This window comes from Pseudomonas fluvialis (assembly GCF_002234375.1).
Taxonomy (GTDB): Bacteria; Pseudomonadota; Gammaproteobacteria; order Pseudomonadales; family Pseudomonadaceae; genus Aquipseudomonas; species Aquipseudomonas fluvialis.
On sequence record NZ_NMQV01000002.1, the window covers coordinates 73,206 to 98,896 of the forward strand.

Sequence of the window (25,691 nt, forward strand, 5' to 3'; positions counted from 1 at the left end):
CGGCGTTGCTCAGTCCAGCAGCACCAGGCCGAGCCCGCCCAGTACCAGGGCGACGCCGAGCAGCTTGGCCCGGCTCAGCGGTTCGCCCAGCAGCCAGATGCCCAGCCCGAGGCCGATCGGAATACTCACCTGGCGTAGCGCTACCACGTAGCTGACATGACTGGCATAGGCCATGGCCCAGACGACCAGGACGTAGGTGAGCGGCATCATGATTCCGGTGAACAGGCTGCTCCGCCACTGGCCGGCGAGGCGGCGCCAGGCCTGCTGGCGCAACAGTGGCAGGCCTAGCCAGGCGGCCGCGGCCAGCGACTGCAGGAGCACGTAGAGCAGGGCTACCTCGGCGGCGCTGTGCGCACCGGGTAACCCGCGCAGAGCCCGGGTGGCGATGTCGTCGACCAGCGAATAGCCGGCGGTGGCCGTGGCGGCGAGCAACGCAAAGGCGCTGGCTGGGTTGAGGTAGTGGCGCAGGCGCAGGTCGCCGAAGTGCCGCATGGGCAACAGCAGGCAGCCGAGCACGATCAGCAGGATGCCGGCCAGTGCCGCGTGGCTCAACGGATTACCGGCCTGCCAGAGCAGGCCGGCCAGCATCAGCAGGAGCAGCGGCACGGCGCGGATCAGTGGGTACAGGCTGGACAGTTCGCCACGTTGGTAGGCCTGGCCCAGCCCCCACAGGTAGAGGGCCTGACATAACCCGGACAGCCCCACCCAGGCCCACAGTGTGACGGGCATGCTCTGGAGTAGTGGCCAGGTGAAGGGCAGGATCAGCGGTGCGCCGAGCAGAAAGCCCCACAGGCTGGCGAGAAAGAAGAACGCCAGGTCCGGGCGGGCCTGCTTGCCCGCCAGGTTCCAGGCTGCATGGGCGATGGCCGAAAGCAGGACCAGCAGTAGGCTCAGGCCGCTCATCGGGCGCTCAGGCCTGGCCGCGCCAGGCTCCCTGGCGACGTACCAGGTACAGGCCGAGCAGGCTGTGCAGCAGCTTGGCCAGGGCGCAGGTGGCCATGATGCAGACCGCCATGGCGGCCGCACCGGCGGTTTGCCCGGCGTCGTCGAGGTTAAGCACGCTGATCGCCGCCAGGTTGCTGTCCGGGCCATAGAGGAAGACCACTGCCGATACCGTGGTCATGGCGTTGACGAAGAAGTACAGCGCCACGTCGAGCAGTGCCGGCAGGCTCAGCGGCAGGGTGACCCGGCAGAGAATTTGCGCCCGCGAGGCGCGCAGCGACTCGCCGACCGCCTCGAACTCGCTGTCCAACTGCTTGAAGGCAGTGAGCAGGTTGAGGTGCGGTACCGAGTAAAAGTGCACCAGGGTACAGAGCACCAGCAGGGTCATACCGCCGTACAGGCCATTGAGCGGGTTGTCGGGGTGATTAAAGAAGAAGATGTAGCCCAGGCCGAGGGTCATCCCGGGAATCGCCAGTGGCAACAGGGCGAGCAGCTGGAATGCCCCGAGCAGCGGCTTGGGCTGCGGGGTGCGCTGGCTCAGCCAGGCATTCAGGAACACCAGGCTGGTGCCGGCCAGCAGGGTCAGGCCGGCCAGGCGCAGGGAGTTCAGGTAGCTACCCCAGCCATCGCCGAGCAGGCGTTCGAACTGGTAGTTGGCCAGGCTCAGTTGCAGGTTGTAGGGCCAGTACCTGACCAGCGAGGCATACACCGCCATGCCGATCACGGCGAGGATGAACAGCAACGGCGGGGTCAGTAGCAGTGCGCCGCGCAAGTCGCGCAGGCGGTCGGGCTTGGGCGTGAAGGGTACGGCGCGGGCGGTCAGGGTGGCGGCCTGGCGCTGCTGCACCCAGCGGTCGGCGAGAAACGCCAGCAGCGCCGGCAACAGCAGCAGCACGCTGACCACGGCGCCCATTTCGAAACGCTGCTGGCCAATGACCTGTTTGTATACATCGGTGGCCAGCATGTCGTAGTTGCCGCCGATCACCTTGGGTACGCCAAAGTCGGTGAACACCAGAATGAACACCACGAAGGCGGCACTGACCAGACCGTAGCGAGCGTTGGGCAGGGTGACGCAGAAGAAGGTGCGCCAGGACGAGGCGCGCAGGACCTCGGCGGCTTCGTAGTGACGGGCATCAGCCTGCGACAGCGCGGTGAGCAGAATCATCAGCGCATGCGGGAACGTCCAGAAACACGAACCCATGACGATGCCCAGCGGCCCGTAGATCGACTGGCCAGCCAGCCAGCTCTTCAACAGACCCTGTTCGCCGAACAGGTAGATCAGGCTGATCGCGGGCAGCAGCGAGGGGGCGAGGATCGGCAGCAGCAGTGCCGCGCGGATCCAGCCGCGCCCCGGCAAACGGGTACGGGTCAGCGCCCAGGCGGCGGCAAAGGCGCTACTGATGACGATCAGCGTACTCAGCCCGGCCACCCATAGCGAATGACCAAGGGCGCGCTGCAGGGCGCCACTGTCCAGGTAGGCGCGAAAATTGGCCAGGCCGACATACTGGCCCTGGGCGTCTGCCAGGCTCCGGCTGAGCAAGCTAAACAGCGGGGCCGGCAGGACCAGCAGCAACAGCAGCAAGAGGATGACGAACAGCAAGCTGAGCAGGCGGCGCTCCTGGCGAACCAGCAGCGTGGGCAAGGACAGGGACATCTGGGACATCTTCAACACTCGGGCAGGGCCGGCGCAGTCGCCGGCGGTGCGGGCTGGTCAGGCGGCGTAACAGCGCAGGTTGACGGTGGGCAGGTGGGCATCCAGTTGCTGCCCGACATGCAAGTGCAAGTGCAGGGCGCTGCGAGGGTCGACATCCACGGTCAGCAGGGGCTCCAGGCCAGCGACCCGCACACGGGCGCGCAGGAAGGTGCCGAGAAACTCCAGTTGCTCGATGCACGCCGGCAGGCCGCCGCTGTGGCGTGGTAACAGCTGAACCTCCTCCGGGCGGAACGCCAGGCGGACCCGTGCGCCCTGGCTGGCGGCCTGCGGCATGTCCAGCAGGGTAGCGCCCAGACGGACCTTGCCGTCGGCCTGGCGGGGGCTGTCGATGAAGTTCATCGCGCCGATGAACTCGGCAACGAAGGGAGTGGCCGGCTGGCGGTAGATCTGTTCGGGCGTGCCGACCTGTTCGATCACGCCATGATTCATCACCACCACACGGTCGGCCATGGTCAGCGCCTCTTCCTGGTCATGGGTGACGAGAATGCTGGTTACCCCGAGTTGTTGCTGCAGGCGGCGGATTTCCTTGCGCAGGTGGCCGCGCACGCGGGCATCGAGGGCCGATAGCGGCTCGTCGAGCAGCAGCAGGCCGGGGGCCGGGGCCAGCGCGCGGGCCAGTGCCACGCGTTGTTGCTGGCCGCCGGAAAGTTGCGCGGGGTATTTGCCGGCCTGGTCGGCGAGGCCGATCAGCGCCAGCAACTCGTCGACACGCTGCTTGATCTGCGCTTTCGGCTGGCCGAGGCTGCGCAGGCCGAAGGCAATGTTGTCCTGCACGCTGAGGTTGGGAAACAGCGCATAGGACTGAAAGACGATGCCAAAGTCGCGTTGGCGTGGAGGCAGCATCGAGATGTCGCGGTGGCCCTGCAGCAGGCGGCCACTGCTCTGCTGTTCGAGACCGGCAATGATGCGCAGCAGGGTGGTCTTGCCGCAGCCGGAGGGGCCGAGGAAGCACACCAGTTCGCCGGGCTGGATGTCCAGATGAATGTCGTCCAGGGCGGTGAAGTGGCCGAAGCGCTTGTGGATGGCCTGTAGTTGCAGGCGGCTGCCGCAGTTCTGCTGCATGGGGAATGCTCCGTGGCAAAGGCCCCGGCCGCCGGCCGGGGCGTGGCAGGGTTACTGGGCTTCGGCCTTGCCTTCGTAGCGTTTCTGCCACTCGGCGAGGATGCGCTCGCGGCTTTCCGCAGCCCAGTCGAAGTCGTTGTCGATCAGCAGTTTTTCCGGCTCGGCAGGGAAATGCTCCACCGGCCGGGCGATCCCTGGCATGGCGACGATGGCGTAGCCCTCGTTGTACAGGCGGTTGGCTTTTTCGCTGGCCGCCCAGTCGAGCAGGGTCTTGGCGGCTGCCAGGCGCTGGCTGCCCTTGATGATGGCGGCGGCTTCCATTTCCCAGCCCAGGCCTTCGCTGGGGAAGATCAGCTCCAGCGGGGCGCCGGCACTTTTTTCCTTGGCGCCACGGTAGGCGAAGGAGATGCCGATCGGCGCTTCGCCAGTGGCGGCCATCTTGCAAGGCTTGGAGCCGGAATGGGTGTAGCTCTTGATGTTCTGGTGCAGGCCATCCATGTAGGCCCAGCCCTGCTCTTCACCGAAGGTCTGCAGCCAGGCCGAGACATCCAGGTAGCCGGTGCCCGAGGAGGCCGGGTGCGGCATTACCACGTGGCCACGGTAGACCGGCTTGGTCAGGTCCTGCCAGCTGGCCGGGATGGGCAGTTGGTGCTTTTGCGCTTCCACGGTGTTGAAGCAGATGGCGGCCATCCAGGCATCCATGCCGATCCACTGCGGCTGCTGCTGATTGTCCACGTAGCGTGGGTTGAGCTTGTCCAGGCCCTTGGGCGCATAGGCTTCCAGCATGTCCTGTTGCTGCAGCAGCTTCAGGCTGGTGGCGGCCAGGCCCCACACGGCATCGGCTTTGGGGTTGTTCTTTTCGGCGAGCAGGCGTGCCGTGATCACCCCGGTGGAGTCGCGGACCCAGTTGATCTTGATGTCCGGATGGTCGGCGTTGAAGCGGTCTGCGTATTTCTTCAGGTCTTCCGGTTCCAGCGCGGTATAAACGGTCAGCTGGTCGGCGGCAACGGCCGCGCAGGACAGGCTGGTCAGGGCGGCGGCGAGCAGGTGGCGCAAGCGGTTGGACGGTTTCACGAAGCATCTCCTGGGGCGGCAACATGCCGCGACGGGTCGGGTTGGCAGGGAGCGGTACGCATAACCTGTGCTTATGGCGCAGGCCGGCTCACCTGGGGCGATGCTAGGCAGGACCTGTTGCGTCTTTGTGACGAGGTGGCGGCGAATGCCCTGGATTTTCTGGGGCTTGCACCCAGGTGGGCTTGGCCTGCCGGGCTGGCCGGCATCGGCTCAGCCAGCCAGCCCGGCCTGGTGAATGCGCAGTTCGCGGCGTAGCCAGTCGCAGAAGGCCAACACCTTGGGGCGCTGGTCGCCCACCTGGCTGACCAGATAGTGGCCGCCACGGGTTTCCAGGGTGCCGGCATGCGGGCGCACCAGCTCGCCGCGTCGTAGGGCATCGCCGACCAGGAAGCTACGTGTCAGCAGCACCCCATCGGCATGACGCACGGCCTGCATGGCCAGGGTGGTGGTGTCGAACTCCAGGCAGGGCGGCGGAGCGAGCAGGCTGACCTGCTGCGCGGCCAGCCACTGGCTCCAGCTTTCGCGGTAGCCGAGCACGCTGAGCAGCGGCCACTCCAGCAGCTCGCGGGCCGAGCCCGGCGTGCCGCGCCGGGCGAGGGTCTGCGGACTGCAGACGAGCAGCCAGTGCTCATGGGTGAGGCGCTCGACCTGGCGATTGGTCCAGTCGCCATAGCCGTTGCAGATCTCCACGTCGGCATTGTTCGGCTGGTCGAAAACGGTCCAGGGTGAGGAACTGACCCGCACGCGAAAGCGCGGATATTCGGCCAGAAAGCGATGCAGACGGGGGGCCAGGAAATGTTCGGCAAAGGAATTGGAGGCCTGCACGTTGAGTTGGGTACGGCCGCGCTCGCCGAACAGTTCGGCGGTGCTGCTGCGCAGGGTATGGAACGCCTGGGTCAGCGCCGGCAGGTAACTGCGCCCCTGCTCGGTAAGGCGCAGACCCTTGGCTTCGCGGATGAACAGGCGTGCGGCCAGGTGTTGCTCCAGTTGCTTGACCTGCTGGCTGACCGCCGCCTGGGTGACATGCAGCTCTTCGGCTGCGCGAGTAAAGCTGCCCAGGCGCGCGGAAGCCTCGAAGGCGCGCAGGGCATTGAGTGGTGGCAGGCTGGACATGGCTGGCCTTATGCGATGCACGGGTGGCTGGGCTTGGCAGTTAAGCGCTGCGACGTGACAGCGCGATGACAAGTCATAAGAAAAGCTGGGGCATTGGCCAAGCCCAGGGCGCTGGGCGAGCGGCAGGGGCACGTCGATACTGCGCCAGGTCTTTCACCTGGCAGGCAAAGGTGCCCCATGCAGGAACTTACGCTGGCGATTTTCGACCTTGACCATACCCTGCTGCCGCTGGATTGCTCGGCGCAGTGGGCCGCGCGCATGCAACAGCTGGGTTGGGTGGCCGGCGCGCAGTTTCGCGCCCGGCATGCTGCGCTGATGGCTGAATACGGCGAGCGCGGGCTGGACATGCAGGCCTACCTGCAGCTGACCCTCGAACCGCTGCGCGGACGCTGCGCGCAGGCTGTGGCCGAGGCAGTACAGCAACTGGTCGATGAGCACCTGCTGCCGGCGGTCTATGCCCAGGCCTGGCGCTTGTTGCAGACGCACCGCGAAGCCGGACACAGCCTGTTGCTGGTGTCGGCCAGCGAGGACTTCCTGGTCGAGCCGATGGGCCGGGCGTTGGGCTTCACGCATATCTTTGGCGTGCCCTGCGCTCGCCAGGACGGTTGCTTCACCGGCGCGCCGGGTGGCCCGGCTACCTATGCCGAGGGCAAGGTGCGCTGTGTCGAAGCCTGGCTGGCGGGCCAGCAGGCGCGTGTGCGGCGTAGCTATTTCTACAGTGACTCGCACAACGACCTGCCGCTGCTGCACTGGGTCAGCGACCCGCGTCCAACCAACCCCAACGCGCGCCTGCAGGCCGAAGCTCAGCGCCTGGGTTGGCCATGCCTGTGGCTCGATCCGCAGCAGGCCGCCAGCGCCTGATCCCAGGCTTCCTTAGTTCCCATCAAGGGTGCCGCCTGGGCGGCGCCAGGAGTACTTTCATGCGTGAACCCGTACTGCTTACCCCCGGCCCGCTGACCACCAGCCTGGCTACCAAGACGGCCATGCTGCGTGACTGGGGCAGCTGGGATACGGCCTTCAACCAGCTCAGCGCATCCGTGTGCAGCGACTTGCTGGCGATTGCCGACGCCGGTGACAGCCATGTCTGCGTACCCTTGCAGGGCTCCGGGACCTTTGCCGTAGAGGCCGCCATCGGCACGCTGTTGCCGCGCGACGGCACGCTGTTGGTGCTGGTCAATGGTGCCTATGGCGAGCGTATGGCGCGCCTTACCGAGGTCATGGGACGGCGTGTGGTGCGTCTGACCTTTGCCGACCACCAGGCGGTTTGCCCGCGCCGCCTGGCGGCCGCCCTGGCCGCGCACCCGGAATGCAGCCATGTCGGGGTCATCCATTGCGAAACCAGCACCGGGCTGCTCAACCCGCTGGAGCAGATCGCCGGTGTGGTAGCGGCCGCTGGGCGCGCGCTGATCATCGACAGTATGAGTGCCTTTGGTGCCTTGCCGGTGCTGGCCCGCCAGGTACCCTTTGCCGCGCTGGTTTCTTCGGCCAACAAGTGTCTGGAGGGCGTGCCGGGCATGGCCTTTGTCCTCGCCGAGCGCCAGGCGCTGCTGGCCAGCGCCGCTAACAGCCATTCGCTGGCGCTCGACCTGCACGACCAGTATGTCTATCTGCAGCGCAGCGGACAGTGGCGCTTCACGCCGCCGACCCATGTGCTGGCGGGCTTGCGTGCGGCGCTTGACCAGTACCTGGCCGCGGGTGGCCAGCCGGCGCGCCTGGCTCGTTACCAGGCCAACGCCGCACGGTTGCGCGACGGTCTGCGGCGCCTGGGGCTGCGCAGCTATCTGGCCGAGGACGTGCAGGCGCCGATCATCTTCACCGTGCATGCGCCACCCCTGCCGGGCTATCGCTTCGCCGCGCTCTACCAGGCGGTCCGTGCGCGCGGTTTCATCCTTTATCCGGGCAAGCTGACCTCGTGCGAAACCTTCCGCATAGGCTGTATTGGTGCGCTGGATGGCGCGGAAATCGACCAGGCCCTGGCCGCCCTGGCGGCGGCGCTTGATGAACTGGGCTATCTGCCCGCAGCGGAGGTGGCGGCATGAGCTATCGCTACCAGCGTCGTTACTGTGCCCCGCTGCAGGCGGTGATCCTCGACTGGGCAGGCACGGTGGTGGATTTCGGCTCGTTTGCCCCTACCCAGGTGCTGATCGATGCCTTCGCGGCCTTCGGCATCAGCGTCAGCCTTGACGAAGCACGCGTGCCCATGGGCTTGGCCAAGTGGCAACACATCCAGGCGCTGGGGCGCCTGCCGACGGTGGCGGCGCGCTGGCAGGCCCGCTATGGCAAGGCGATGAGCGACGCCGATGTGGATGCGCTGTATGCACGCTTCATACCCCTGCAGATCGAACGCGTCGGGCAGTATTCGGCACCTATTCCCGGTGCCTTGGCGGCGGTTGCCGCGCTGCGCCAGCGTGGCCTGAAAATCGGTAGCTGCTCCGGTTACCCGCGTGTGGTGATGGACGCGCTGTTGCCGATTGCCGCGGCGGCGGGCTATCAGCCTGACCATACGGTGGCCACCGACGACCTGCCGGCGGGCGGTCGCCCGGGACCCTGGATGGCGCTGGAGAATGTGCTGCGTTTGGGGGTGAGCGACGTGGCGGCGTGCGTCAAGGTTGACGATACCCCGCCGGGGATTGCCGAAGGCCTGGCGGCCGGCATGTGGACAGTCGGCCTGGCGGCTTCGGGCAACGAAGTGGGTGTCGACTACGCGCAGTGGCAGGCTCTTGACCCGCTAGCCCGCGAGCAGCGCCTGCAGGGCGCCCGCCAGCGTCTCTACCAGGCCGGTGCCCACTATGTGCTGGACAGCCTGGCCGAGTTGCCGGCGTTGCTGGACGAGATCGACGCCCGCCTGGCGCGCGGCGAGCGTCCCTGAGTGGAGGCTCAGGCGTGTTGCGGCTGCAGGATGCGCAACAGTGCCTGGGCGTGCTCGGCGGCGTCCAGGCCCAGGCTGGTCAGGTAGCCGCCATCGGCCTGGCTGATCAGTCCCTTGGCATGCAGGCGCTGGGCGGCGGCAACGGTGGCGGGGGCGGCGCTGTGGTGCACCTTGAGGCCTTCCTGGGTGTTGTCCAGGTTGAACAGGGCGAGCAGTTCGGCTTCGGCAATCAGTTCGGCGGTGTAGGCCATGGGAACTCCAGAGGTGGGGGTGTGCCAGCAGTCTAGACCCTGTGGCGTTGCCACGGGGCGTGGATAAAGGTCGCAGGTAGTTTTACGGGCCGCCCAGCTTGAGCAGGGCCGGCTGGGCATGCGCGGCCGTGGGCGCCCAGTCGCGCAGGATGGCCTGATAGCGCCCGCTGCTGTGCAACGCGCGCATGCCACGGTCGAAGGCGGCGAGCAGCGCCGGTGCCTGTGCATGCTGGCGGGAAAAACTGAGGTACAGGCTGGGACGGTGTACGGTGGCCAGGGCATGGAACTGCCCGGCCAGCTCGGGGTGTTCGCTGAACAGCACGGCAGCTGTGCCGCGGTAGGCGACAAAGAACGCCACGCGGCCGCGCTGCAGCATGCGGAAGCCGTTGAGGTCCTGGCGTACCGGGACACGCAGGATCGCTTCCCGGCTGTCGAAGCGGCTACCGTATTCGTAGCCGATGGTCACCGCGACCCGGCGGCCGTCGAGCTGTTGCAGGTGCTGGATCTCACTGTATTCGCCCTGGCGCGCCCACAGCAGGATGTCGTCCTGGAACAGCGGTTGTTCGGGCAGCAGGTAGTCGCGGGCGATCTGTGGGTTGGGTGCGGTATTGAAGCAGCCGGCCAGCTCGCCTTTGCGGGTCATCTGCATGCAGCGCGCGTAGGGATAGGCGAGCAGCTCGACTTCCACCCCGGCAGCGGCAAATGCGGCGCGAACGATATCTACCGACAGGCCACGTATTTCACCCTGGCGCACGGCGCTGTAGGGATACCAGTCGTCCTCGACGCCGATTCGCGGCACGTCGGCCTGGGCTGTGCCCAGTGCGCCAAGCAGCAGGGCCAGCAGCGCACAGGCGAGGTGCTTACTGCGCGGCTTCATCCGCCAGCTCCGGCAGCGTCGGCAGTTCACGGAGCAGGCGCTCGTAGCCGGGCATGTCGAAGGGCTGGCCGCTGTCGAGCATCTGCTTGATGCTGTAGGCCAGTACCTGGCTCATCAGTTCGATGATCTCTTCGCGTGCATAGCCCACCAGGCTGAGCTTGTTGAAGCTGGCCTGAGCGGCTGGCGGTTTGCCGGCGGCGAGCTGGTTCTCCACCGCTTCGGCGAGCATGGCCGCGGTGAACTGCTCTTCGTCGTCGTCATCATCGTGTGGGGCGTGTGGTTCGGTATGCATGGCGGAATTTTCCAGTGAGGTGGCCTGTTCCAGTTGGCACAGCTGGCAGTCATCGGGGTCGCCCAGGGTGCCTTCCTGATAGCGCACCCGGCGTTGTGCGGACTGACGGTCGGCACTGAAGCGAAAGTGCGCCGGTCGCTTTGGCGATTGTTCTGGCACGGCGGGCTCCACAAGGCGCAGGTCAGGTTGGACAGTGTACGCCAGCCCGGTTAGCGAGAAGACTGACGCTGATCAGCGCGCTGACTGTCGCGCAGTTGCCAGAGCAATACCAGCAGGCCGGCAAAGGCCAGGCTCCACAGGCCAGCCGCCAGCGCCAGGCAAAGGGCGGGAGGCAGTCCCGGCAGCCCGGCGAGCAGGCGAGCCAGGGCGGCCAGGCTGGGCAGCAGGGCGATCGCGTGGATCCAGGGCCGGGCATTGGCGTTACGCCAGCATAGCAGCAGGCGGGTGCGCGCCATCACCGCCAGGCTCAGCGTGCCCAGTGCGCCGATGCTCAGCGCATGCAGGGCGGCATTGCCGCCTGGCAGCGGCCAGAGCAGGTGCAGGCCGTACAGGGCCAGACCGATGACCAGCCAGGCATAACCCAGCAGCAAGATCAGCAAGTCAGCCCGTTGCCGGTAGCGCCAGGGTTGCCAGCGTAACCAGCGCAGCAGAACCAGCAGGCTGGTCAACAGCAGTGCCAGGCCGGCGAGGGGCTGGCTGAGCGGCTGCAGGCCAAGCAGTAGGGCCGCAGCCAGACCAAGCAGCCCGGCACCTTCCAGGCGCGGTTGCACACGGTGCTGCAGCGTCCAGCCCTGCTGCTGTGCGTGGCCGGCCAGTGCCGGGGCAATGATCCGCCCGCCCATGAAGAACAGCAGGCCAGCCAGCAGCAAGAGTGCACTGCGTGCCTGCGCCGGGCCATCGAGCAGCCCTGTGCCCGTGGCCGGCAAGCTGCTGAGCAGGGCGAGCAGGCCAACCATCGGCGCTACGCTCTGGTTGCGCCACTTTTTCGCTGCGCCGAGAAAGCGCGGCAGTACCTGCCAGGTCAGGCCGGCGGCGAACAGCGCGGCGGCCAGCCCCGCCAGCAGGCTGCCGGGATAGGCGAGGAATAACAGGCGCGCGGCCAGCCAGCAGCCGAGCAGCGCCAGGCAACGCGGTTGTGGTTGTGGGCCAAGCAGGTAGCCGGCGACCACTGCCAGGGCATAGCCAAACAGCAGCTCGTGGGCGTGCCCCAGCGGCTGGGCGAGTCCCGGTGGCATCGGTAAAACACCCAGCAGGCCGGCCACGCTCAGCGGCAGCAGCAGGGTGGCGTACAGCGCCGCCGCGGGAAAGAACCAGGCATGCGCCATGGTCGGGCGTGGGCGCTGCATGGTCATGTCAGCGGCAGGCCCGGCCTATGCCACGCAGATTGCGACGGAAGAACTGCAGCTGATAACCGGCCTGTCGTGCCTGGCGACACAGCGTGCGGCTATAGGGACGGTATTCGGCAATGAACACTGGCTTGCCCTGGCTGCGCATCAGCTGGTAAGCGGCGCATTCGCTATAGCGGTAGCAGCTTTCGTTGACGGCAAAGTCGAAGGCCTCATGCAGCTCATCCAGCAGTTCGACGGCATTCTTCAGGCCGACCGCCAGGTCGCGGGCATGCGCCTGCTCGGCCAGCCAGCGGTTGAACAGCAGTTGCTCGCTGCGCGTGAGCGCCAGTCCGTTGTGGTTGGCATAGCCGTCGACATTGTCGGGATCCACGCCGTCACAGCCCTTGTCGCGGGCCAGGTCCAGGCGCGCGGCCAGCACTGTGCGTACCTGTGGGTAGCGATAGTCCAGCCAGCGCTCACCGGGCCAGTCCGCCAGGGGCAGGCCCAGACTGTCTGGCGGGAATTGCCCGGCATCTGCGCGCCAGTCTTCCCAGGTGCCGGCACTGAAATAGCACAGCACGATGTGCCCGCGCGCCTTGAGGTGGGCGATGCGCGGCGCGCTGTGGTCGAACAGATCGATGATGTACACCTGGCGGTGCGGCTGGCGCAGCGGGCCATCGAGTTGCAGATGCCAGCTGCTCTGCGCAGGAATCACCAGGGGCGTGGCCAGTGCTGGTGTGGCAAGCAGCACAAGCAGGACAAACAGTGCACGCATGGCGATCTCCTTGAGCCTGTGCGAAAGCCGGTGGCTGGCTACTGCCGTGCGCGTAGCGCCTGTCCGGGCAACATGACCGGCGGGCCGGCCGGACAGAGCCGGCCAGGCCAACCTGTTAGCGGCTTGCCAGCAGTTCGCGGCCGCGCGCCACGGCCGCGCGTACCTGGTTCGGCGCGGTGCCGCCGATATGGTCACGGGCGTTGACCGAGCCTTCCAGGGTCAGCACGGCGAACACGTCCTGTTCGATTTGCTCGCTGAACTGGCGCAGCTCGTCCAGGCTCATCTCAGCCAGGTCCTTGCCGGTTTGCACGCCGTACTTCACCGCATGGCCGACGATCTCGTGACAGTCGCGGAAGGGCAGGCCCTTGCGTACCAGGTAGTCGGCCAGGTCGGTGGCGGTGGAGAAGCCACGGCGCGCGGCTTCGCGCATGATGTCCTTCTTCGGCTTGATCGCCGGAACCATGTCGGCAAAAGCGCGCAGCGAGTCGCGCAGGGTATCGGCGGCGTCGAACAGCGGTTCCTTGTCTTCCTGGTTGTCCTTGTTGTAGGCCAGCGGCTGGCCCTTCATCAGGGTCAGCAGGCCGGTCAGGGCGCCGAATACGCGGCCACTCTTGCCACGCACCAGTTCCGGCACGTCCGGGTTCTTCTTCTGCGGCATGATCGAGGAACCGGTGCAGAAACGATCCGGCAGGTCGATGAACTGGAACTGCGCGGAAGTCCACAGCACCAGCTCTTCGGAGAAGCGCGACAGGTGCATCATCGCCAGGGAGGCGGCGGCGCAGAATTCGATGGCGAAGTCGCGGTCCGACACGCCGTCCAGCGAGTTGCCGCCCACGGCGTCGAAACCCAGCAGCTCGGCGGTGATTTCGCGGGCGATCGGGTAGGTGGTGCCGGCCAGCGCGGCCGAGCCGAGCGGCATGCGGTTGACCCGCTTGCGGCAGTCGACCAGGCGCTCGTGGTCGCGCGACAGCATCTCGAACCAGGCCAGCAGGTGATGCCCGAAGGTCACCGGCTGGGCGGTCTGCAGGTGGGTGAAGCCGGGCATGATGGTGTCCGCTTCGGCTTCGGCCAGGCCGAGCAGGCCCTGCTGCAGGCGGGTGATTTCGCCGAGGATGATGTCGATCTCGTCGCGCAGCCACAGGCGGATGTCGGTGGCCACCTGGTCGTTGCGGCTACGTCCGGTGTGCAGCTTCTTGCCGGTGATGCCGATGCGCTCGGTCAGGCGCGCCTCAATGTTCATGTGCACGTCTTCCAGGTCGACGCGCCAGTCGAACTGGCCGGCTTCGATCTCGGTCTGGATCTGCTGCAGGCCCGTTTCGATGGCGTCACGCTCCTCGGCGGTCAGTACGCCGACCTTGGCCAGCATGGTCGCGTGGGCGATCGAGCCCATGATGTCGTGGCGGTACAGGCGCTTGTCGAAATCGACGGAGGCGGTGAAGCGGGCGACGAAGGCGTCGACGGGCTCGCTGAAGCGGCCGCCCCAGGACTGGTTGGTTTTCTCGCTGCTCATGCTGGACTCGTGCAGTTAAGGCCGGAAAAAGTGGCGCGATCATAGCAGGCTGGCGCGCCCCGCGCAGGGCTGTGGCCTGCCGTAGGTAACTGTCGGCTGGTTCACGCAATGACGTTTTGCCAGGCCTTTGACGCCGGCAAAATGGCCGGTCGGCGCCTGCCCCGCTTGTCGCCAGGCGGGGGCTGGTCAACACTGCGCAGATGCACAAGACCACGCCTGCCGCGCCGCCTGCGCCCGCTACCGATGATTTCTTCGTTCCCGAGCTGTGTCAGTCGGAGGCGCTGCTCGCCCTGGTGTTGCTGGCCGAGCTGCTGGTGCTGGTGCTGGTGCTGGCCGAGCCGATGAATGGCAGCTTCGATTGGCTGCGTCTGGCGCTGACTTCACTGTTTGTGCAATGGATCGTCCTGCTCTCGGCGGCCCTGACCTGCCGTCTGCGTCCCTGGCTGGCGCGCTTGCCGGTGGCTCTGGCCGGCGTGCTGTGCTGCCTGCTGGTGGTGCTGCTGACGCTGCTGTGTACCTGGATTGCCGACTATTACCTGTTGCTGGACGAGCCGCAGGCCGACTTGTACCTGCGCCATGCGTTGATTGCCCTGATCATGTCGGCGTTGCTGCTGCGCTATTTCTACCTGCAGAGTCAGTGGCGCCGCCAGGAGCAGGCCGAGCTGCGCGCGCGCATCGAGTCGCTGCAGGCGCGTATCCGCCCGCACTTTCTGTTCAACAGCCTGAACAGCATTGCCAGCCTGGTGGCTGTCGACCCGCACAAGGCCGAACAGGCCGTACTGGATCTCTCCGACCTGTTTCGCGCCAGCCTGGCCCGTCCCGGTACGCTGGTGCCCTGGCGTGACGAGCTGGCGCTGGCGGAACGTTACCTGTCGATCGAGCGTTACCGTCTGGGCGAGCGCCTGCAGCTGCATTGGGACATCGCCGGTGTGCCGGACGACTTGCCGATTCCCCAGTTGACCCTGCAGCCACTGCTGGAAAACGCGCTGATCTACGGTATCCAGCCGCGCATTGAGGGGGGGCGGGTGGATATCCAGGCGCGTTATGCCGATGGCCAGTTCAGCCTTTGCGTGAGCAACCCGTGTGACGCGGACGAGGTGCCGACCAACAGTCGCGGTACCAGGCTCGCGCTGGGCAATATCGAGGCGCGCCTGGCGGCGCTGTTCGGTCCGGCGGCGCGGCTCAGCCAGGAGCGCCGCGACGGTCGCCATTTTGCTTGTCTGCGCTATCCTTGTGCCAGACCCCTGCAGGAAGCCGGAGCACCATGAATGTTCTGATCGTCGATGACGAACCGCTGGCCCGCGAACGCCTGATCCGCCTGTTGAGCGAGATCGAGGGTTGTCGGGTGCTGCAACCCTGCGCCAGTAATGGCGAAGAGGCGCTGACCCTGATCGACAGCCTCAAGCCCGACGTGGTGCTGCTGGATATCCGCATGCCCGGGCTGGACGGCCTGCAGGTGGCGGCGCGCCTCTGCGAGCGTGATGCACCGCCTGCGGTGATCTTCTGTACCGCGCACGACGAGTTTGCTCTGGAAGCCTTCCAGGTCAGTGCGGTGGGCTATCTGGTCAAGCCGGTGCGTGTCGAGGCCCTGGCGGCGGCCCTGAAGCAGGCCGAACGGCCCAACCGCGTGCAGCTGGCCGCGCTGACGCGCCCGCCGCAGACGCCCGGACAGGGGCCGCGCAGTCACATCAGTGCGCGTACACGCAAAGGCATCGAACTGATTCCGCTGGAACAGGTGATCTATTTCGTGGCCGATCACAAGTACGTGACCCTGCGCCATGAGGGCGGCGAGGTACTCCTCGACGAACCGCTCAAGGCTCTGGAAGACGAATTTGCCGCACGCTTCGTGCGTATCCACCGTAATGCCCTGGTGGCCCTGGAACGCATCGAACGCCTGCAGCGTACACCGCTGGGGCACTTCCAGTTGTACCTGCGTGGCCTGGGTGATGAAGCGCTGACGGTCAGTCGGCGACACGTCGCCGGGGTGCGCAAGCTGATGCAGAGCCTCTAGCGTTCCCGGGCAATTTCCTTGATCCCGGCCAACCGGTGGCCTCTGCCTGCCTGTTATGATCGCCACCAGTTCAGCCTGTGGAAGTCATCATGTCCCGCGAAATCCGTATTGCCACCCGCAAGAGCGCCCTGGCCCTGTGGCAGGCCGAGTACGTCAAAGCCGCGCTGGAGCGTGCCCATCCCGGCCTGCGGGTGAGCCTGGTGCCGATGGTCAGTCGTGGCGACAAGCTGCTCGATGCGCCGCTGGCAAAAATTGGCGGCAAGGGCCTGTTCGTCAAGGAGCTGGAAACGGCCCTGCTGGAAAACGAAGCCGACATCGCCGTGCACTCCATGAAGGACGTGCCGATGGATTTCCCGGAAGGCCTCGGGCTCTACTGCATCTGCGAGCGTGAAGATCCGCGCGACGCCTTTGTGTCCAACACCTACGACAGTCTCGACGCGCTGCCGCCAGGTAGCGTGGTGGGCACTTCCAGCCTGCGCCGCCAGGCGCAACTGCTGGCGCGCCGTCCGGATCTGAACATTCACTTCCTGCGCGGCAACGTCAACACGCGGCTGGCCAAGCTGGATGCCGGCGAGTATGACGCGATCATCCTCGCCGCCGCCGGGCTGATCCGCCTGGGCTTTGCCGAGCGCATCCGCAGCTCGATCAGCGTCGAGGACAGCCTGCCGGCTGGTGGCCAGGGTGCCGTGGGTATCGAATGTCGCAGCGCCGATAGCGAAATCCACGCGCTGCTGGCGCCCTTGCACCATACCGCGACGGCCCTGCGGGTCAGCGCCGAACGGGCGCTCAACAAACACCTGAATGGCGGCTGCCAGGTGCCGATTGCCTGCTATGCCCTGCTGGAAGGTGATCAGCTGTGGCTGCGCGGCCTGGTCGGCCAACCCGATGGCGGCCTGCTGTTGCGTGCCGAAGCGCGTGCTGCGGCCAGCGCTGCCAGCGAGCTCGGAGTACAAGTGGCCGAGGCGCTGCTGGCCCAGGGTGCCGACCGCATCCTGCAGGCGGTGTATGGCGAGACCGATCCGGCGTGAATGACTGGCGTCTGCTGCTGACCCGGCCGGCGCAGGAATGCGCCCGTCAGGCGGCGCAGTTGGCCGAGGCCGGGGTGTTTGCCTGCTGCCTGCCGATGCTGGAGGTCGAGGCCCTGCCTGATGACCCGCAGCAGCAGCGCTGCCTGGAGGCTCTGCCCGAGTACAATGCGCTGATCGTGGTCAGCAAGCCGGCAGCCCAGTTGGGCCTGGCGCTCTACCAGCGCTACTGGCCCGGGGCCGTGCAGATGCAACCGTGGTTTACGGTCGGTGCTGCCACTGCCAGGGTGCTGGAGGATGCTGGCTTGCAGGTGCACTGCCCAGCGCAGGGTGATGACAGCGAGGCCCTGCTGGCGCTGCCCAGCCTGGCGCAGGCGTTGGCGGTGCGCACGCCGCGGGTGTTGATCCTGCGTGGCACCACGGGGCGCGATTACATGGCCGAGCAGCTGCGCAGCCAGGGCGTGCAGGTCGACTATCTGCCGCTGTACCGGCGCCTGGCGCCGATCTATGCCGAAGGCCAGGTGTTGCAAACCTGCCGGCAACACGGCTTGAATGGCCTGGTGGCCAGCAGTGGCGAAGGCCTGGCCAATCTGTGTGCCAGCGCCGCGGCAGACTGGCCGCAGCTGGCTGAGCTACCCTTGTTCGTGCCCAGCCCGCGAGTGGCCGAGCAGGCGCGCCAGGCCGGTGCGCGGCAGGTCATCGATTGTCGGGGGGCCAGCCTGCAGGCGCTGCTACAAGCCTTGCAGAAACACACCCCGGACTCTTCTCGAACCACAGGATGAACGTGTGAACGAAGCCCAGACGCCCGAAACCCCGCCACTCGACGCCCCTGTTACGACCCCGCCCAGTGCCGCGCCGAAGCCCAGGCCGGCCGGGCGTGGCCTGGCTGGGCTGGCTGTTTTGCTGGCCCTGGCGGCTGTGGCGGGTACTGCCTGGCAAGGCTGGCAGCAGCGCCAGGCGCTGCACGAGCAGCAGACTTGGCAGCAACAGCTGGACAGCAGTCAGGCGCAGTTGGCGGCGCTGCTGGCGGCGCAGGCGCAACTTGGTACGCGCCTGGAGCAGCTGCCTAGCGCGGCGCAGTGGCGCGAGCGTGAGCAACTGCTGGCCAGCCTGCAGGGTGAGCAGCAGCAACAGACGGCCCGTCTTGATGCGCTGTTCGGCAAGAGTCGTGAAGACTGGCGGCTGGCCGAGGCGGAGCACCTGTTGCGCCTGGCGGCGCTGCGCCTAAGTGCTCTGCAGGACATCAACAGTGCCGAAGCGCTGCTGCAGGCCGCGGACCAGATTCTTCACCAGCAGGACGACCCGGCGGCCTTTGCCAGTCGCCAGCAGCTGGCGCGCGACCTGGAAACCCTGCGCACCCTGCAGCGCCCTGATCGCACCGGACTGTTCCTGCGCCTGGCGGCGCTGCGCCAGCAGGCCGAACAGCTCACCCCGCTGCAACCTCTGGCAGAGGGGCAGGGTGGCGTACTCCTCGATCTGGCTGAGCAGGAGGCCCCGGACAGTCCCTTCAAGGCGTGGCTGCAGACGCTGTCGGGTTACTTCCGCATTCAATTCGATGCGCAGGAAGAAGTGCGTCCGCTGCTGGCCGGTCAGGGCCTGCAGCAGGTGCGCCTGGCCCTTTCGCTGGCGCTGGAGCAGGCGCAATGGGCGGCACTGCACGGTTATAGCGCCGTCTATCGACAGGCTCTGGGCCAGGCCGAGGAGATCCTCGCGGCGCATTTCAACGCCGAGGACCCAGCCGCTGCCGGCCTGCGCCAGCGCCTCGGCGAGCTGGCCGACCTGCCAGTCGAAGTGCAGGTGCCTGATCTCAGCGATAGTCTGGCTACCCTGCAGGCCTACCTGGCGCGCCGTGCCGGGTTGCGTGAGGCGCCGGCCGCGGAGGAACAGCCATGAAGCGCCGCCTGCTGTGGGGCCTGGTGCTGTTGGCTGGCCTGCTTGGGCTGGGCTATGGGCTGTGGTGGCTGATCAGCCAGGACCCCGGTTACGTCCTGCTGGCGTTCAAGGGCTTTCGCTACCAATCCAGCCTGTGGGCTTTCCTCGCCCTGCTGCTGGTGACCGGCCTGCTCGGCTGGGCGCTGCGCCGGGCTCTGCGCTTATTGCTGCTGTCGCTGGGGGTGGTCAATCCCTGGTCGCGCCTGCATCGCGGGCGCCGCCTGCGCCTGGCCTGCGAGCAAGGCCTGCTGGATTTGGCCGAGGGGCGCTGGCAGCCGGCCTTGCGCCATCTGCGCCGGGCCGCCGAGGGTAGCGCCCAGCCGTTGCCCTACTACCTGGGGGCTGCCAGGGCCGCCGAGGAAATGAGCGACAGTGCCAGTGCCGAGCAATTGCTGGCGCGGGCGCGTGAGCGGCAGCCCAAGGCGGAGCTGGCCATCGCCCTGACCCAGGCCGACCTGCAGGCCGAGCGCGGCGACTGGGCAGCCGCACAGGCTACCTTGCAACAGTTGCGCGACCAGTATCCGGCACATCCGCAGTTGTTGCGCCAGCTACAGCGTGTACTGACGCAACGTGCCGACTGGTCGGGGTTGCTGGGCCTGCTGCCTGACCTGATCAAGGCCAAGGCCCTGCCGGCTGCCCAGCTGCAGGCGCTGCAGGAGCAGGCCTGGCAAGGCCGCCTGCTGGCGGCTGGCCAGGCCGGTGGCGAGGCGCTGGCGACGGTACAGGAAGCCTGGCAACAACTGCATGCCCACGAGCGGCAGAATCCTTTGCTGCTCAAGGCCTATGCCGGCCAGCTGCAGGCCCTGGGGGCTGATGAAGAGGCTGAGTCTGTGCTGCGTGCGGCACTCAAGCGCAGTTACACCTCCGAGCTGGTCGCCCTGTATGGGCAGCTGTGCGGGCGTGACCCGGGCAAGCAACTGCAGCTGGCCGAGAGCTGGCTCAAGCAGGCACCGCAGGATGCACAGCTGCTGTTGTGCCTGGGCCGCCTGTGCCTGCGCAATCAGCTGTGGGGCAAGGCGCGCGAATACCTGGAGGCTAGCCTGCAGTTTGCTCGTCAGGCTGACACCTGTATCGAACTGGCCCGCCTGCTGGCCAGTCAGGGTGACCTGGCGCGTAGCAACCAGCTGCTGCAGGAGGCCGTGCAGCTGCGCGGCGGGCAGTGGCCGAGCCTGCCCCTGCCGTCAGGTCACTGAAGCCATCCAGCCGCCTGTGCCTTGCTGGGCTGGGCGGCTTTCCTCTACCGTAGCGGCCTTTGCCGATTCTCATCCTGGAGCCATCATGCCGCTGCCCAGTTCCCGTCTGTTGAATGCCCTGGCCTTCCTGGGCTGTCTGCTGCTCATGCTGGCGGCTTTGTACCTGGAGCATGTCGAGGGGCTGGAGCCCTGCCCGCTGTGCATCGTGCAGCGTATCTGCGTGCTGCTGTTTGGCCTGTTCTGTCTGGCGGCGGCGCTGCATAACCCGCAAGCCCTGGGCCGTCGTTGCTATGCCGGGTTGGCCGGACTGGCTGCTGCGGGTGGCCTGGCGGCAGCCTGGCGACAGATCTGGCTGCAAGGTATCCCGCCGGAAGAGTTGCCGGCCTGTTTGCCCAGCCTGGAGTACATGCTCGAAGCGCTGCCCTTCCAGGACATCCTGCGCCTGGTGCTGCACGGCACCGCCGAGTGCGCCGAGGTCAAATGGACCCTGCTGGGCATGAGCATCCCCGAATGGAGCCTATTGGGCTTTATCGGCATGCTGCTGTTGGTTGCCGTGCAGTTGCTGCGCCGCGATTAATGATTTGCGGCAAGTACCGGGTTGTACCCGGCGCGCAGAATGATCACGGATGATTAAACGCTTGTATTAAATTTGTCCGGGCGCTGGCTTGAAGGCGTTATGCCAGCGGCATACTCTGGCGCTGCACAGTGCCGGAAAACTGCCGTTGCGGCGCTGCGCCGCCAATCCCTCTCCCACGTGGGAGCCTGGACAGTACAAGAAAATCAAGGGAAGCGAGGCTGCCATGCTCGAGAAATGCCGAAATGCCCAGGAGCGCTGGGGTGGGGTGCATCAGCTGATTGATCGCTGGTTGCAGGAACGTCATGAGCTGATCAGTGCCTACCAGCAGCTGCAAAGCCAGCTTGATCGCTGCAGCCGTGAAACGCTGCAGGTGTTTTGCCAATGGCTGGTCGACTATGCGTCGGCAGGACATTTCGAGGTCTACGAGCAACTGCTCCGCGAAGCCCAGGATTTCAATGATCAGCGTGGTCTGGAACTGGCCCGGCAAATCTATCCGCGCCTGCAGGTCATCACCCAGCTGGCGCTCGACTTCAATGATCGTTGCGATGCCCAGTTGGCGCGTGGCGAGCAACCGCAGCTGGCCAGCGAGTTAGCACCTTTGGGGCAGTTGCTGCACGAGCGTTTCGAGCTGGAAGACTGCCTGATCGAGGTGCTGCATACCGCTCACCAACAGCAGGCCATGCAGGCGGTATAGGACGCGCAGCGCGCTAGCCAGGGCCTTGGCCTTGTGGCTAGTATGGCTGGCACATTTGTCAGCCAGGAGGCTCGTCATGTCATCGAAGAAAAAGCCGGTAACCACCCCCCTGCATTTGCTGCAGCAGCTTTCCCACAGCCTGCTGGAACACCTGCAGGATGCCTGCAGTGCAGCCCAGGCGGATGCCGAGAAGCTGCTGGCCAAGTTGGAGAAGCAGCGCGGCAAGGCCCAGGACAAGCTGCATGATGCGCGTGGCAAGCTGGAAGCCGCAGCGGCTGCCGGCAAGCAGAAAGCGCAGAGCAAGGCACGTGCCGCCATCGATGAGTTGGAGACGCTGCTGGAAAGCCTCCAGCAGCGCCAGGCCGACACCCGTCACTATATCCTCCAGCTCAAGCGCGATGCCGAGGATAGCCTCAAATTGGCACAAGGCGTCGGCAAGGTGCGCGATGCCGCCGCCAAGGCGCTGGGTGCCCGCGAAGTGGCGGCCCGCCAGGTGTCGGCCAGCGCGGCTAAGCCCGCTGCCAAGCCCAAGACGGCGCGCCGGCCTGCAGCATCGACCAGCAAAACGGTCAGTAAAAACCCGGCTGGGCAAGCTGCGCCACGCAAACCGAGCACCAGCAAAGCAGTGGCCGCTAAGCCGGCAGCCGCCCGTAAGCCGGCGACTCGTCAGCCAGCCGCCAAGCCGGTGGCAGTCCCTGCCAGCAAGGCCGCTGACGCCGCGCAGGTCAGCTGATCTCTGTCTGCTGCAGGGCCTGTTGCAGGCGCTGCAGCAGGGGCCTGTTATTGGTGTTTTGCAGCACTGGCAGGGCAGTCAGCCACGCGGCGGGCTGCCCTGCCGGCCATGTCTCACAGCCGGCCTGCAGGCGCTGCAAAAGTGTCTGCTCGGCGTGCAGTTCCAGCTGCTTGAGCTGGTCGCGCAGTGCCGTCAGTCGTTCGTCGCGCTGTGCGGCGTCACGCCATTGCTGGCGCAGCAGGCGCAGTGGCGTGATCACCTCGTTTTGCCAGGGGCTGGCCAGCTCGCGCAGTTGCTCTACGGCGCGCGCGCTGCGGGCTATGCCGCGTCGTTCCAGCCAGCACAGACACAGCAGCAGGCAGACATCCTCGCCCTGTGCCTGCAGTACCAGGCAGTCATCAGCGACTCCCGGCAAGGCATAGAGATTCAGGGCAAACTCCCACAACGCATCACGCATGCTGTTCTCCCGGGCGAACTGCTAAACTCCGCCGCCTTATGATCAGACTGCAAAATCTTACCCTGCAACGCGGCCCGCAGCGCCTTCTCGAAGGTGCCGAGCTGACATTGCACGCCGGCCACAAAGCCGGTTTGATCGGTGCCAATGGCGCTGGTAAATCCTCCTTGTTCGCCCTTCTGCGAGGTGAGCTGGCTGCCGACGGAGGTGACTGCCAGTTGCCTCCCGACTGGCGCATTGCGCACATGCGCCAGGAGGTCGACACCCTCGAGCGTCTGGCCGTCGACTATGTGCTCGATGGTGACGTGGCGTTGCGGGCGATCCAGCAGGCACTGCGCGTTGCCGAGGCGGCCCACGACGGTGCGGCCATCGCCCGCCTGCACGTGGAGCTGGACAATGCCCAGGGCTACAGTGCCGATGCCCGGGCGCGCAAGCTGCTGGCCGGACTGGGGTTCAGTAACGAGCAGATGGAACGCCGGGTGGGCGACTTCTCCGGTGGCTGGCGGATGCGTCTGAACCTGGCCCAGGCACTGATGTGCCCGTCCGACCTGTTGCTGCTCGACGAGCCGACCAACCACCTCGATCTGGATGCGATCCTCTGGCTGGAAGACTGGCTGAAGAGCTATCCGGGCACCTTGCTGCTGATTTCCCACGACCGTGACTTCCTCGATGCGGTGGTCGACCACGTGGTGCATCTCGAACAGCAAAAACTGACCCTCTACCGGGGTGGCTACTCGGCGTTCGAGCGTACCCGCGCCGAACGACTGGCCCAGCAGCAGCAGGCCTTCGAGAAGCAACAGGCGCAGCGTGCGCACATGGAAGACTTCATTCGCCGCTTCAAGGCCAAGGCCAGCAAGGCGCGCCAGGCACAGAGCCGCATCAAGGCCCTGGAACGCCTGGAAGAGCTGGCGCCGGCGCATGTCGACTCGCCGTTCGACTTCCGTTTCCGCGAGGCGCTCAAGGTTTCCAGTCCCTTGCTTGACCTGGCCGAGGGCGTGCTGGGCTATGCCAGCCAGCGCGTGCTGGAGCAGGTCAAGCTGCAACTGGTGCCGGGCGCGCGCATTGGCCTGCTCGGTCCCAATGGGGCGGGCAAGTCGACCCTGATCAAGACCCTGGCGGGTGAGCTGGCGCCGCTGGCGGGGCGCCTGGCGCGTGGCGAGAACCTGGCCATCGGTTATTTCGCCCAGCACCAGCTGGACGGGCTGGACGCCAAGGCTAGCCCGCTGTTGCACCTGCAGCGCATTGCCAGCGGTGAGCGTGAGCAGACCCTGCGCGACTTCCTCGGTGGTTTTGATTTCCGTGGCGCGCGCTGCGACGAGCCAGTGGTCAATTTTTCCGGGGGAGAGAAGGCCCGCCTGGCCCTGGCCTTGATCGCCTGGCAGCGCCCCAACCTGCTGCTGCTCGACGAGCCGACCAACCATCTCGATCTGGAAATGCGCCTGGCCCTGACCCTGGCCCTGCAGGACTTTGCCGGCGCGGTACTGGTGGTGTCGCACGACCGTCACCTGCTCAAGAGCACCACCGATGAGTTCCTGCTGGTGGCGGATGGCCGCGTGCAACCCTTTGCCGGCGACCTCGACGACTATAGCCGCTGGCTGGTCGATTACCGGGCCCGCCAGCAGGCGCCGCAGACGAGCGCGCCGGCTGCCGACAAAACCGACAAGCGCGCGCAGCGCCAGGCTGCGGCGGCACTTCGCCAGCAGCTGGCGCCGCATCGCAAGCAGGCCGACAAGCTGGAACAGGAACTTGGCCAGCTGCATGAGCAACTGGCCGTCGTTGAAGCCCAGTTGGCGGATAGCAGCCTCTACGAAACCGCGCGCAAGGATGAACTGCGTGAGCGGCTCGCCGAGCAAAGCCGCCTGAAGAGCCGCGAGGCGCAGTTGGAAGAGGCCTGGCTGAATGCCCTGGAGCATCTGGAACAGCTCCAGCAGCAACTGGAGGACAGTCTCTGATGGATTACCTTGGCGTACTGCATGAGTGGCGCGAGCCGTTATTGGTGGCCGGGCAGGTACTGCTGATCCTCTTGCTGGCCTGGCTGCTGCAAGGTTTGCTGGTGCGTGCGATCAGTCGCCTGGGCGATCGCTACAGCCTGGTGCCTCGCGAGGTATTGCTGCTGTTGCGCGGGCTGTTGCGCTGGTTGGTGATCGGCAGTGCACTGATGCTGGTGCTGGAGCGTCTGGGTGTGTCGGCCAGTGTGCTGTGGGCTGCCCTGACCGGCTTTGCCGCGGTAGCTGCCGTAGCCTTCTTCGCCATCTGGAGCGTGCTCTCCAATATGTTTTGTGCCTTGCTGATCTTCGCCCTTGGACCGTTTCGCCTGGGGGATCTGGTGGAGATCATCGAGACAGCCGACAAGCCTGGAGTGAAGGGCCGGGTGCATGCCATCAACCTGTTCTACACCACCCTGGAGGATGTCAGCGACGAGCATGCCGGCGCGCTTCTGCAGGTTCCCAACAGTATGTTTTTTCAAAAGTCCGTGCGCCGCTGGCGTTGAGCGGCTACCTAGGAGTCCTGTGTTATGGAGTGGTTGAGCAATCCGGAAATCTGGGTGGCGTTCTTCACCCTGACTGCTCTGGAAATTGTCTTGGGCATCGACAACATCATCTTTATCTCCATCCTGGTTTCCCGCCTGCCGGTTGCCCAGCAGCCACGCGCGCGATTCTTCGGCCTGGCTTTGGCGATGGGCACGCGCATCCTCCTGCTGCTGTCGATTACCTGGGTCATGCAGTTGACCAGCGACCTGTTCCAGGTGTTCGAACAGGGTATCTCCGGGCGCGACCTGATTCTGCTCGGTGGCGGCCTGTTCCTGTTGTTCAAGAGTACGCTGGAGATCGGCCATAGCCTGGAAGGGGCCGCTGATGAATCAGGCAGTACGCCGCGTAGCTATGGTTTCATGGGCATCATCCTGCAGATTGCAGTGATCGATATCGTGTTCTCCCTCGACTCGGTGATCACTGCGGTAGGCCTGGTGCAGAATGTGCCGGTGATGGTGGCGGCGATTGTCATCTCGGTCGTGGTGATGATGCTCTCGGCCAGTACCATCAGCGAGTTCATCGACAAGCACCCGAGCCTGAAGATGCTGGCCCTGTCGTTCCTCATGGTGGTGGGCACCATGCTGGTCGCTGAAGCGTTCGAAGTGCATGTGCCCAAGGGCTACATCTACTTTGCCATGGCGTTCTCGCTGGCGGTGGAGACTCTGAACATCCGCATGCGCGTGCGTCGTGAGCGTCGCACGCAGCCGGTCCAGCTGCACAAGAACCTGCCGTAA

At 66.1% G+C, this 25,691-nt stretch carries 26 protein-coding genes and 1 pseudogene; 15 read left to right on the plus strand and 12 right to left on the minus strand.

The annotated features are described in order from the left end of the window. Positions 1-9: 9 nt before the first annotated feature. The 5 genes from CFY91_RS00995 to CFY91_RS01015 all read right to left on the minus strand — a co-directional run bounded on the left by CFY91_RS00995 (position 10) and on the right by CFY91_RS01015 (position 5,905). The gene (locus CFY91_RS00995) at positions 10-903 is read right to left on the minus strand and encodes an EamA family transporter (RefSeq protein ID WP_093984473.1); all 894 of its coding nucleotides are present in this window, start codon (positions 901-903) and stop codon (positions 10-12) included. Positions 904-910: 7 nt separating this feature from the next. Further along, on the minus strand, positions 911-2,596 hold the full coding sequence (locus CFY91_RS01000) for a putative 2-aminoethylphosphonate ABC transporter permease subunit (protein ID WP_207759378.1): 1,686 nt from the start codon (positions 2,594-2,596) through the stop codon (positions 911-913). A gap of 57 nt (positions 2,597-2,653) precedes the next feature. After that, a complete protein-coding gene (locus tag CFY91_RS01005) occupies positions 2,654-3,718 on the minus strand; it encodes a putative 2-aminoethylphosphonate ABC transporter ATP-binding protein (protein ID WP_093984475.1) in 1,065 nt (354 codons plus the stop codon). A gap of 51 nt (positions 3,719-3,769) precedes the next feature. Further along, entirely contained in the window at positions 3,770-4,792 is a 1,023-nt protein-coding gene (locus CFY91_RS01010; protein ID WP_371870510.1) for a putative 2-aminoethylphosphonate ABC transporter substrate-binding protein, read from the minus strand. Between the two features lie 210 nt (positions 4,793-5,002). Further along, positions 5,003-5,905: a LysR substrate-binding domain-containing protein gene (locus CFY91_RS01015; protein ID WP_093984476.1), complete on the minus strand. Its 903-nt coding sequence runs from the start codon at positions 5,903-5,905 to the stop codon at positions 5,003-5,005. 177 nt (positions 5,906-6,082) lie between these two features. On the opposite strand from CFY91_RS01015, the gene CFY91_RS01020 reads away from it, so the two are divergent. Genes CFY91_RS01020 through phnX form a run of 3 tightly spaced genes read left to right on the plus strand, consistent with a single transcriptional unit; the run spans position 6,083 to position 8,774 of the window. Further along, positions 6,083-6,766, plus strand: a complete 684-nt coding sequence (locus tag CFY91_RS01020) for an HAD family hydrolase (RefSeq protein ID WP_093984477.1) — start codon at positions 6,083-6,085, stop codon at positions 6,764-6,766. A gap of 59 nt (positions 6,767-6,825) precedes the next feature. After that, entirely contained in the window at positions 6,826-7,944 is a 1,119-nt protein-coding gene (locus CFY91_RS01025; RefSeq protein ID WP_093984478.1) for a 2-aminoethylphosphonate--pyruvate transaminase, read from the plus strand. Beyond that, on the plus strand, positions 7,941-8,774 hold the full coding sequence (phnX, locus tag CFY91_RS01030; RefSeq protein ID WP_093984479.1) for a phosphonoacetaldehyde hydrolase: 834 nt from the start codon (positions 7,941-7,943) through the stop codon (positions 8,772-8,774). The genes CFY91_RS01025 and phnX overlap by 4 nt, the downstream gene beginning before the upstream one ends. Positions 8,775-8,782: 8 nt before the next feature. Here phnX and CFY91_RS01035 read toward each other — a convergent pair whose 3' ends face one another. The 6 genes from CFY91_RS01035 to argH all read right to left on the minus strand — a co-directional run bounded on the left by CFY91_RS01035 (position 8,783) and on the right by argH (position 13,807). Further along, entirely contained in the window at positions 8,783-9,025 is a 243-nt protein-coding gene (locus tag CFY91_RS01035; RefSeq protein WP_093984480.1) for a TIGR02647 family protein, read from the minus strand. An 82-nt stretch (positions 9,026-9,107) separates the two neighbouring features. After that, positions 9,108-9,902, minus strand: coding sequence for a substrate-binding periplasmic protein (locus CFY91_RS01040; protein ID WP_093984481.1), 795 nt, complete (start codon positions 9,900-9,902; stop codon positions 9,108-9,110). Beyond that, a complete protein-coding gene (locus CFY91_RS01045; RefSeq protein ID WP_229727142.1) occupies positions 9,886-10,353 on the minus strand; it encodes a hypothetical protein in 468 nt (155 codons plus the stop codon). The genes CFY91_RS01040 and CFY91_RS01045 overlap by 17 nt, the downstream gene beginning before the upstream one ends. Positions 10,354-10,403: 50 nt before the next feature. Further along, entirely contained in the window at positions 10,404-11,546 is a 1,143-nt protein-coding gene (locus tag CFY91_RS01050) for an NnrS family protein (protein ID WP_093984482.1), read from the minus strand. 1 nt (position 11,547) lies between these two features. Continuing rightward, complete coding sequence (locus CFY91_RS01055) at positions 11,548-12,297, minus strand: endo alpha-1,4 polygalactosaminidase (protein WP_165765283.1); 750 nt, start codon at positions 12,295-12,297, stop codon at positions 11,548-11,550. A 115-nt stretch (positions 12,298-12,412) separates the two neighbouring features. After that, positions 12,413-13,807 carry an argininosuccinate lyase gene (gene argH / locus CFY91_RS01060; protein WP_093984483.1) on the minus strand — a complete coding sequence of 465 codons (1,395 nt, stop codon included), beginning with the start codon at positions 13,805-13,807 and terminating at the stop codon, positions 12,413-12,415. A 200-nt stretch (positions 13,808-14,007) separates the two neighbouring features. On the opposite strand from argH, the gene CFY91_RS01065 reads away from it, so the two are divergent. The 9 genes and pseudogenes from CFY91_RS01065 to CFY91_RS01105 form a co-directional block, all read left to right on the plus strand. After that, a complete protein-coding gene (locus CFY91_RS01065; protein ID WP_093984484.1) occupies positions 14,008-15,075 on the plus strand; it encodes a sensor histidine kinase in 1,068 nt (355 codons plus the stop codon). Further along, positions 15,072-15,818: a LytR/AlgR family response regulator transcription factor gene (locus tag CFY91_RS01070; protein WP_093984485.1), complete on the plus strand. Its 747-nt coding sequence runs from the start codon at positions 15,072-15,074 to the stop codon at positions 15,816-15,818. Before CFY91_RS01065 ends, CFY91_RS01070 begins: the two co-directional genes overlap by 4 nt. Positions 15,819-15,907: 89 nt before the next feature. Then, a complete protein-coding gene (gene hemC / locus CFY91_RS01075) occupies positions 15,908-16,846 on the plus strand; it encodes a hydroxymethylbilane synthase (RefSeq protein WP_093984486.1) in 939 nt (312 codons plus the stop codon). Further along, positions 16,843-17,625, plus strand: coding sequence for a uroporphyrinogen-III synthase (locus CFY91_RS01080; RefSeq protein ID WP_093984487.1), 783 nt, complete (start codon positions 16,843-16,845; stop codon positions 17,623-17,625). Before hemC ends, CFY91_RS01080 begins: the two co-directional genes overlap by 4 nt. Positions 17,626-17,629: 4 nt before the next feature. Continuing rightward, complete coding sequence (locus CFY91_RS01085; protein ID WP_093984488.1) at positions 17,630-18,736, plus strand: uroporphyrinogen-III C-methyltransferase; 1,107 nt, start codon at positions 17,630-17,632, stop codon at positions 18,734-18,736. Beyond that, positions 18,733-19,968, plus strand: coding sequence for a heme biosynthesis HemY N-terminal domain-containing protein (locus tag CFY91_RS01090; RefSeq protein ID WP_093984489.1), 1,236 nt, complete (start codon positions 18,733-18,735; stop codon positions 19,966-19,968). The genes CFY91_RS01085 and CFY91_RS01090 overlap by 4 nt, the downstream gene beginning before the upstream one ends. 85 nt (positions 19,969-20,053) lie before the next feature. Beyond that, a complete protein-coding gene (locus CFY91_RS01095) occupies positions 20,054-20,545 on the plus strand; it encodes a disulfide bond formation protein B (RefSeq protein WP_093984490.1) in 492 nt (163 codons plus the stop codon). Between the two features lie 223 nt (positions 20,546-20,768). Then, the gene (rsd, locus tag CFY91_RS01100; RefSeq protein WP_093984491.1) at positions 20,769-21,239 is read left to right on the plus strand and encodes a sigma D regulator; all 471 of its coding nucleotides are present in this window, start codon (positions 20,769-20,771) and stop codon (positions 21,237-21,239) included. A gap of 76 nt (positions 21,240-21,315) precedes the next feature. Then, positions 21,316-21,957 (plus strand): annotated as a pseudogene (locus CFY91_RS01105) (AlgP family protein); the annotation flags it as partial. Between the two features lie 7 nt (positions 21,958-21,964). On the opposite strand, the gene CFY91_RS01110 reads toward CFY91_RS01105, so the two are convergent. Continuing rightward, the gene (locus CFY91_RS01110) at positions 21,965-22,429 is read right to left on the minus strand and encodes a TIGR02444 family protein (RefSeq protein WP_093984493.1); all 465 of its coding nucleotides are present in this window, start codon (positions 22,427-22,429) and stop codon (positions 21,965-21,967) included. 38 nt (positions 22,430-22,467) lie between these two features. Between CFY91_RS01110 and CFY91_RS01115 the strand changes: the two genes are divergently transcribed. The 3 genes from CFY91_RS01115 to CFY91_RS01125 are packed head-to-tail and all read left to right on the plus strand — an operon-like array spanning position 22,468 to position 25,691. Then, a complete protein-coding gene (locus CFY91_RS01115) occupies positions 22,468-24,378 on the plus strand; it encodes an ATP-binding cassette domain-containing protein (RefSeq protein WP_093984494.1) in 1,911 nt (636 codons plus the stop codon). Next, entirely contained in the window at positions 24,378-24,917 is a 540-nt protein-coding gene (locus tag CFY91_RS01120; RefSeq protein WP_093984495.1) for a mechanosensitive ion channel family protein, read from the plus strand. The genes CFY91_RS01115 and CFY91_RS01120 overlap by 1 nt, the downstream gene beginning before the upstream one ends. 24 nt (positions 24,918-24,941) lie before the next feature. After that, positions 24,942-25,691, plus strand: a complete 750-nt coding sequence (locus tag CFY91_RS01125; RefSeq protein WP_093984496.1) for a TerC family protein — start codon at positions 24,942-24,944, stop codon at positions 25,689-25,691.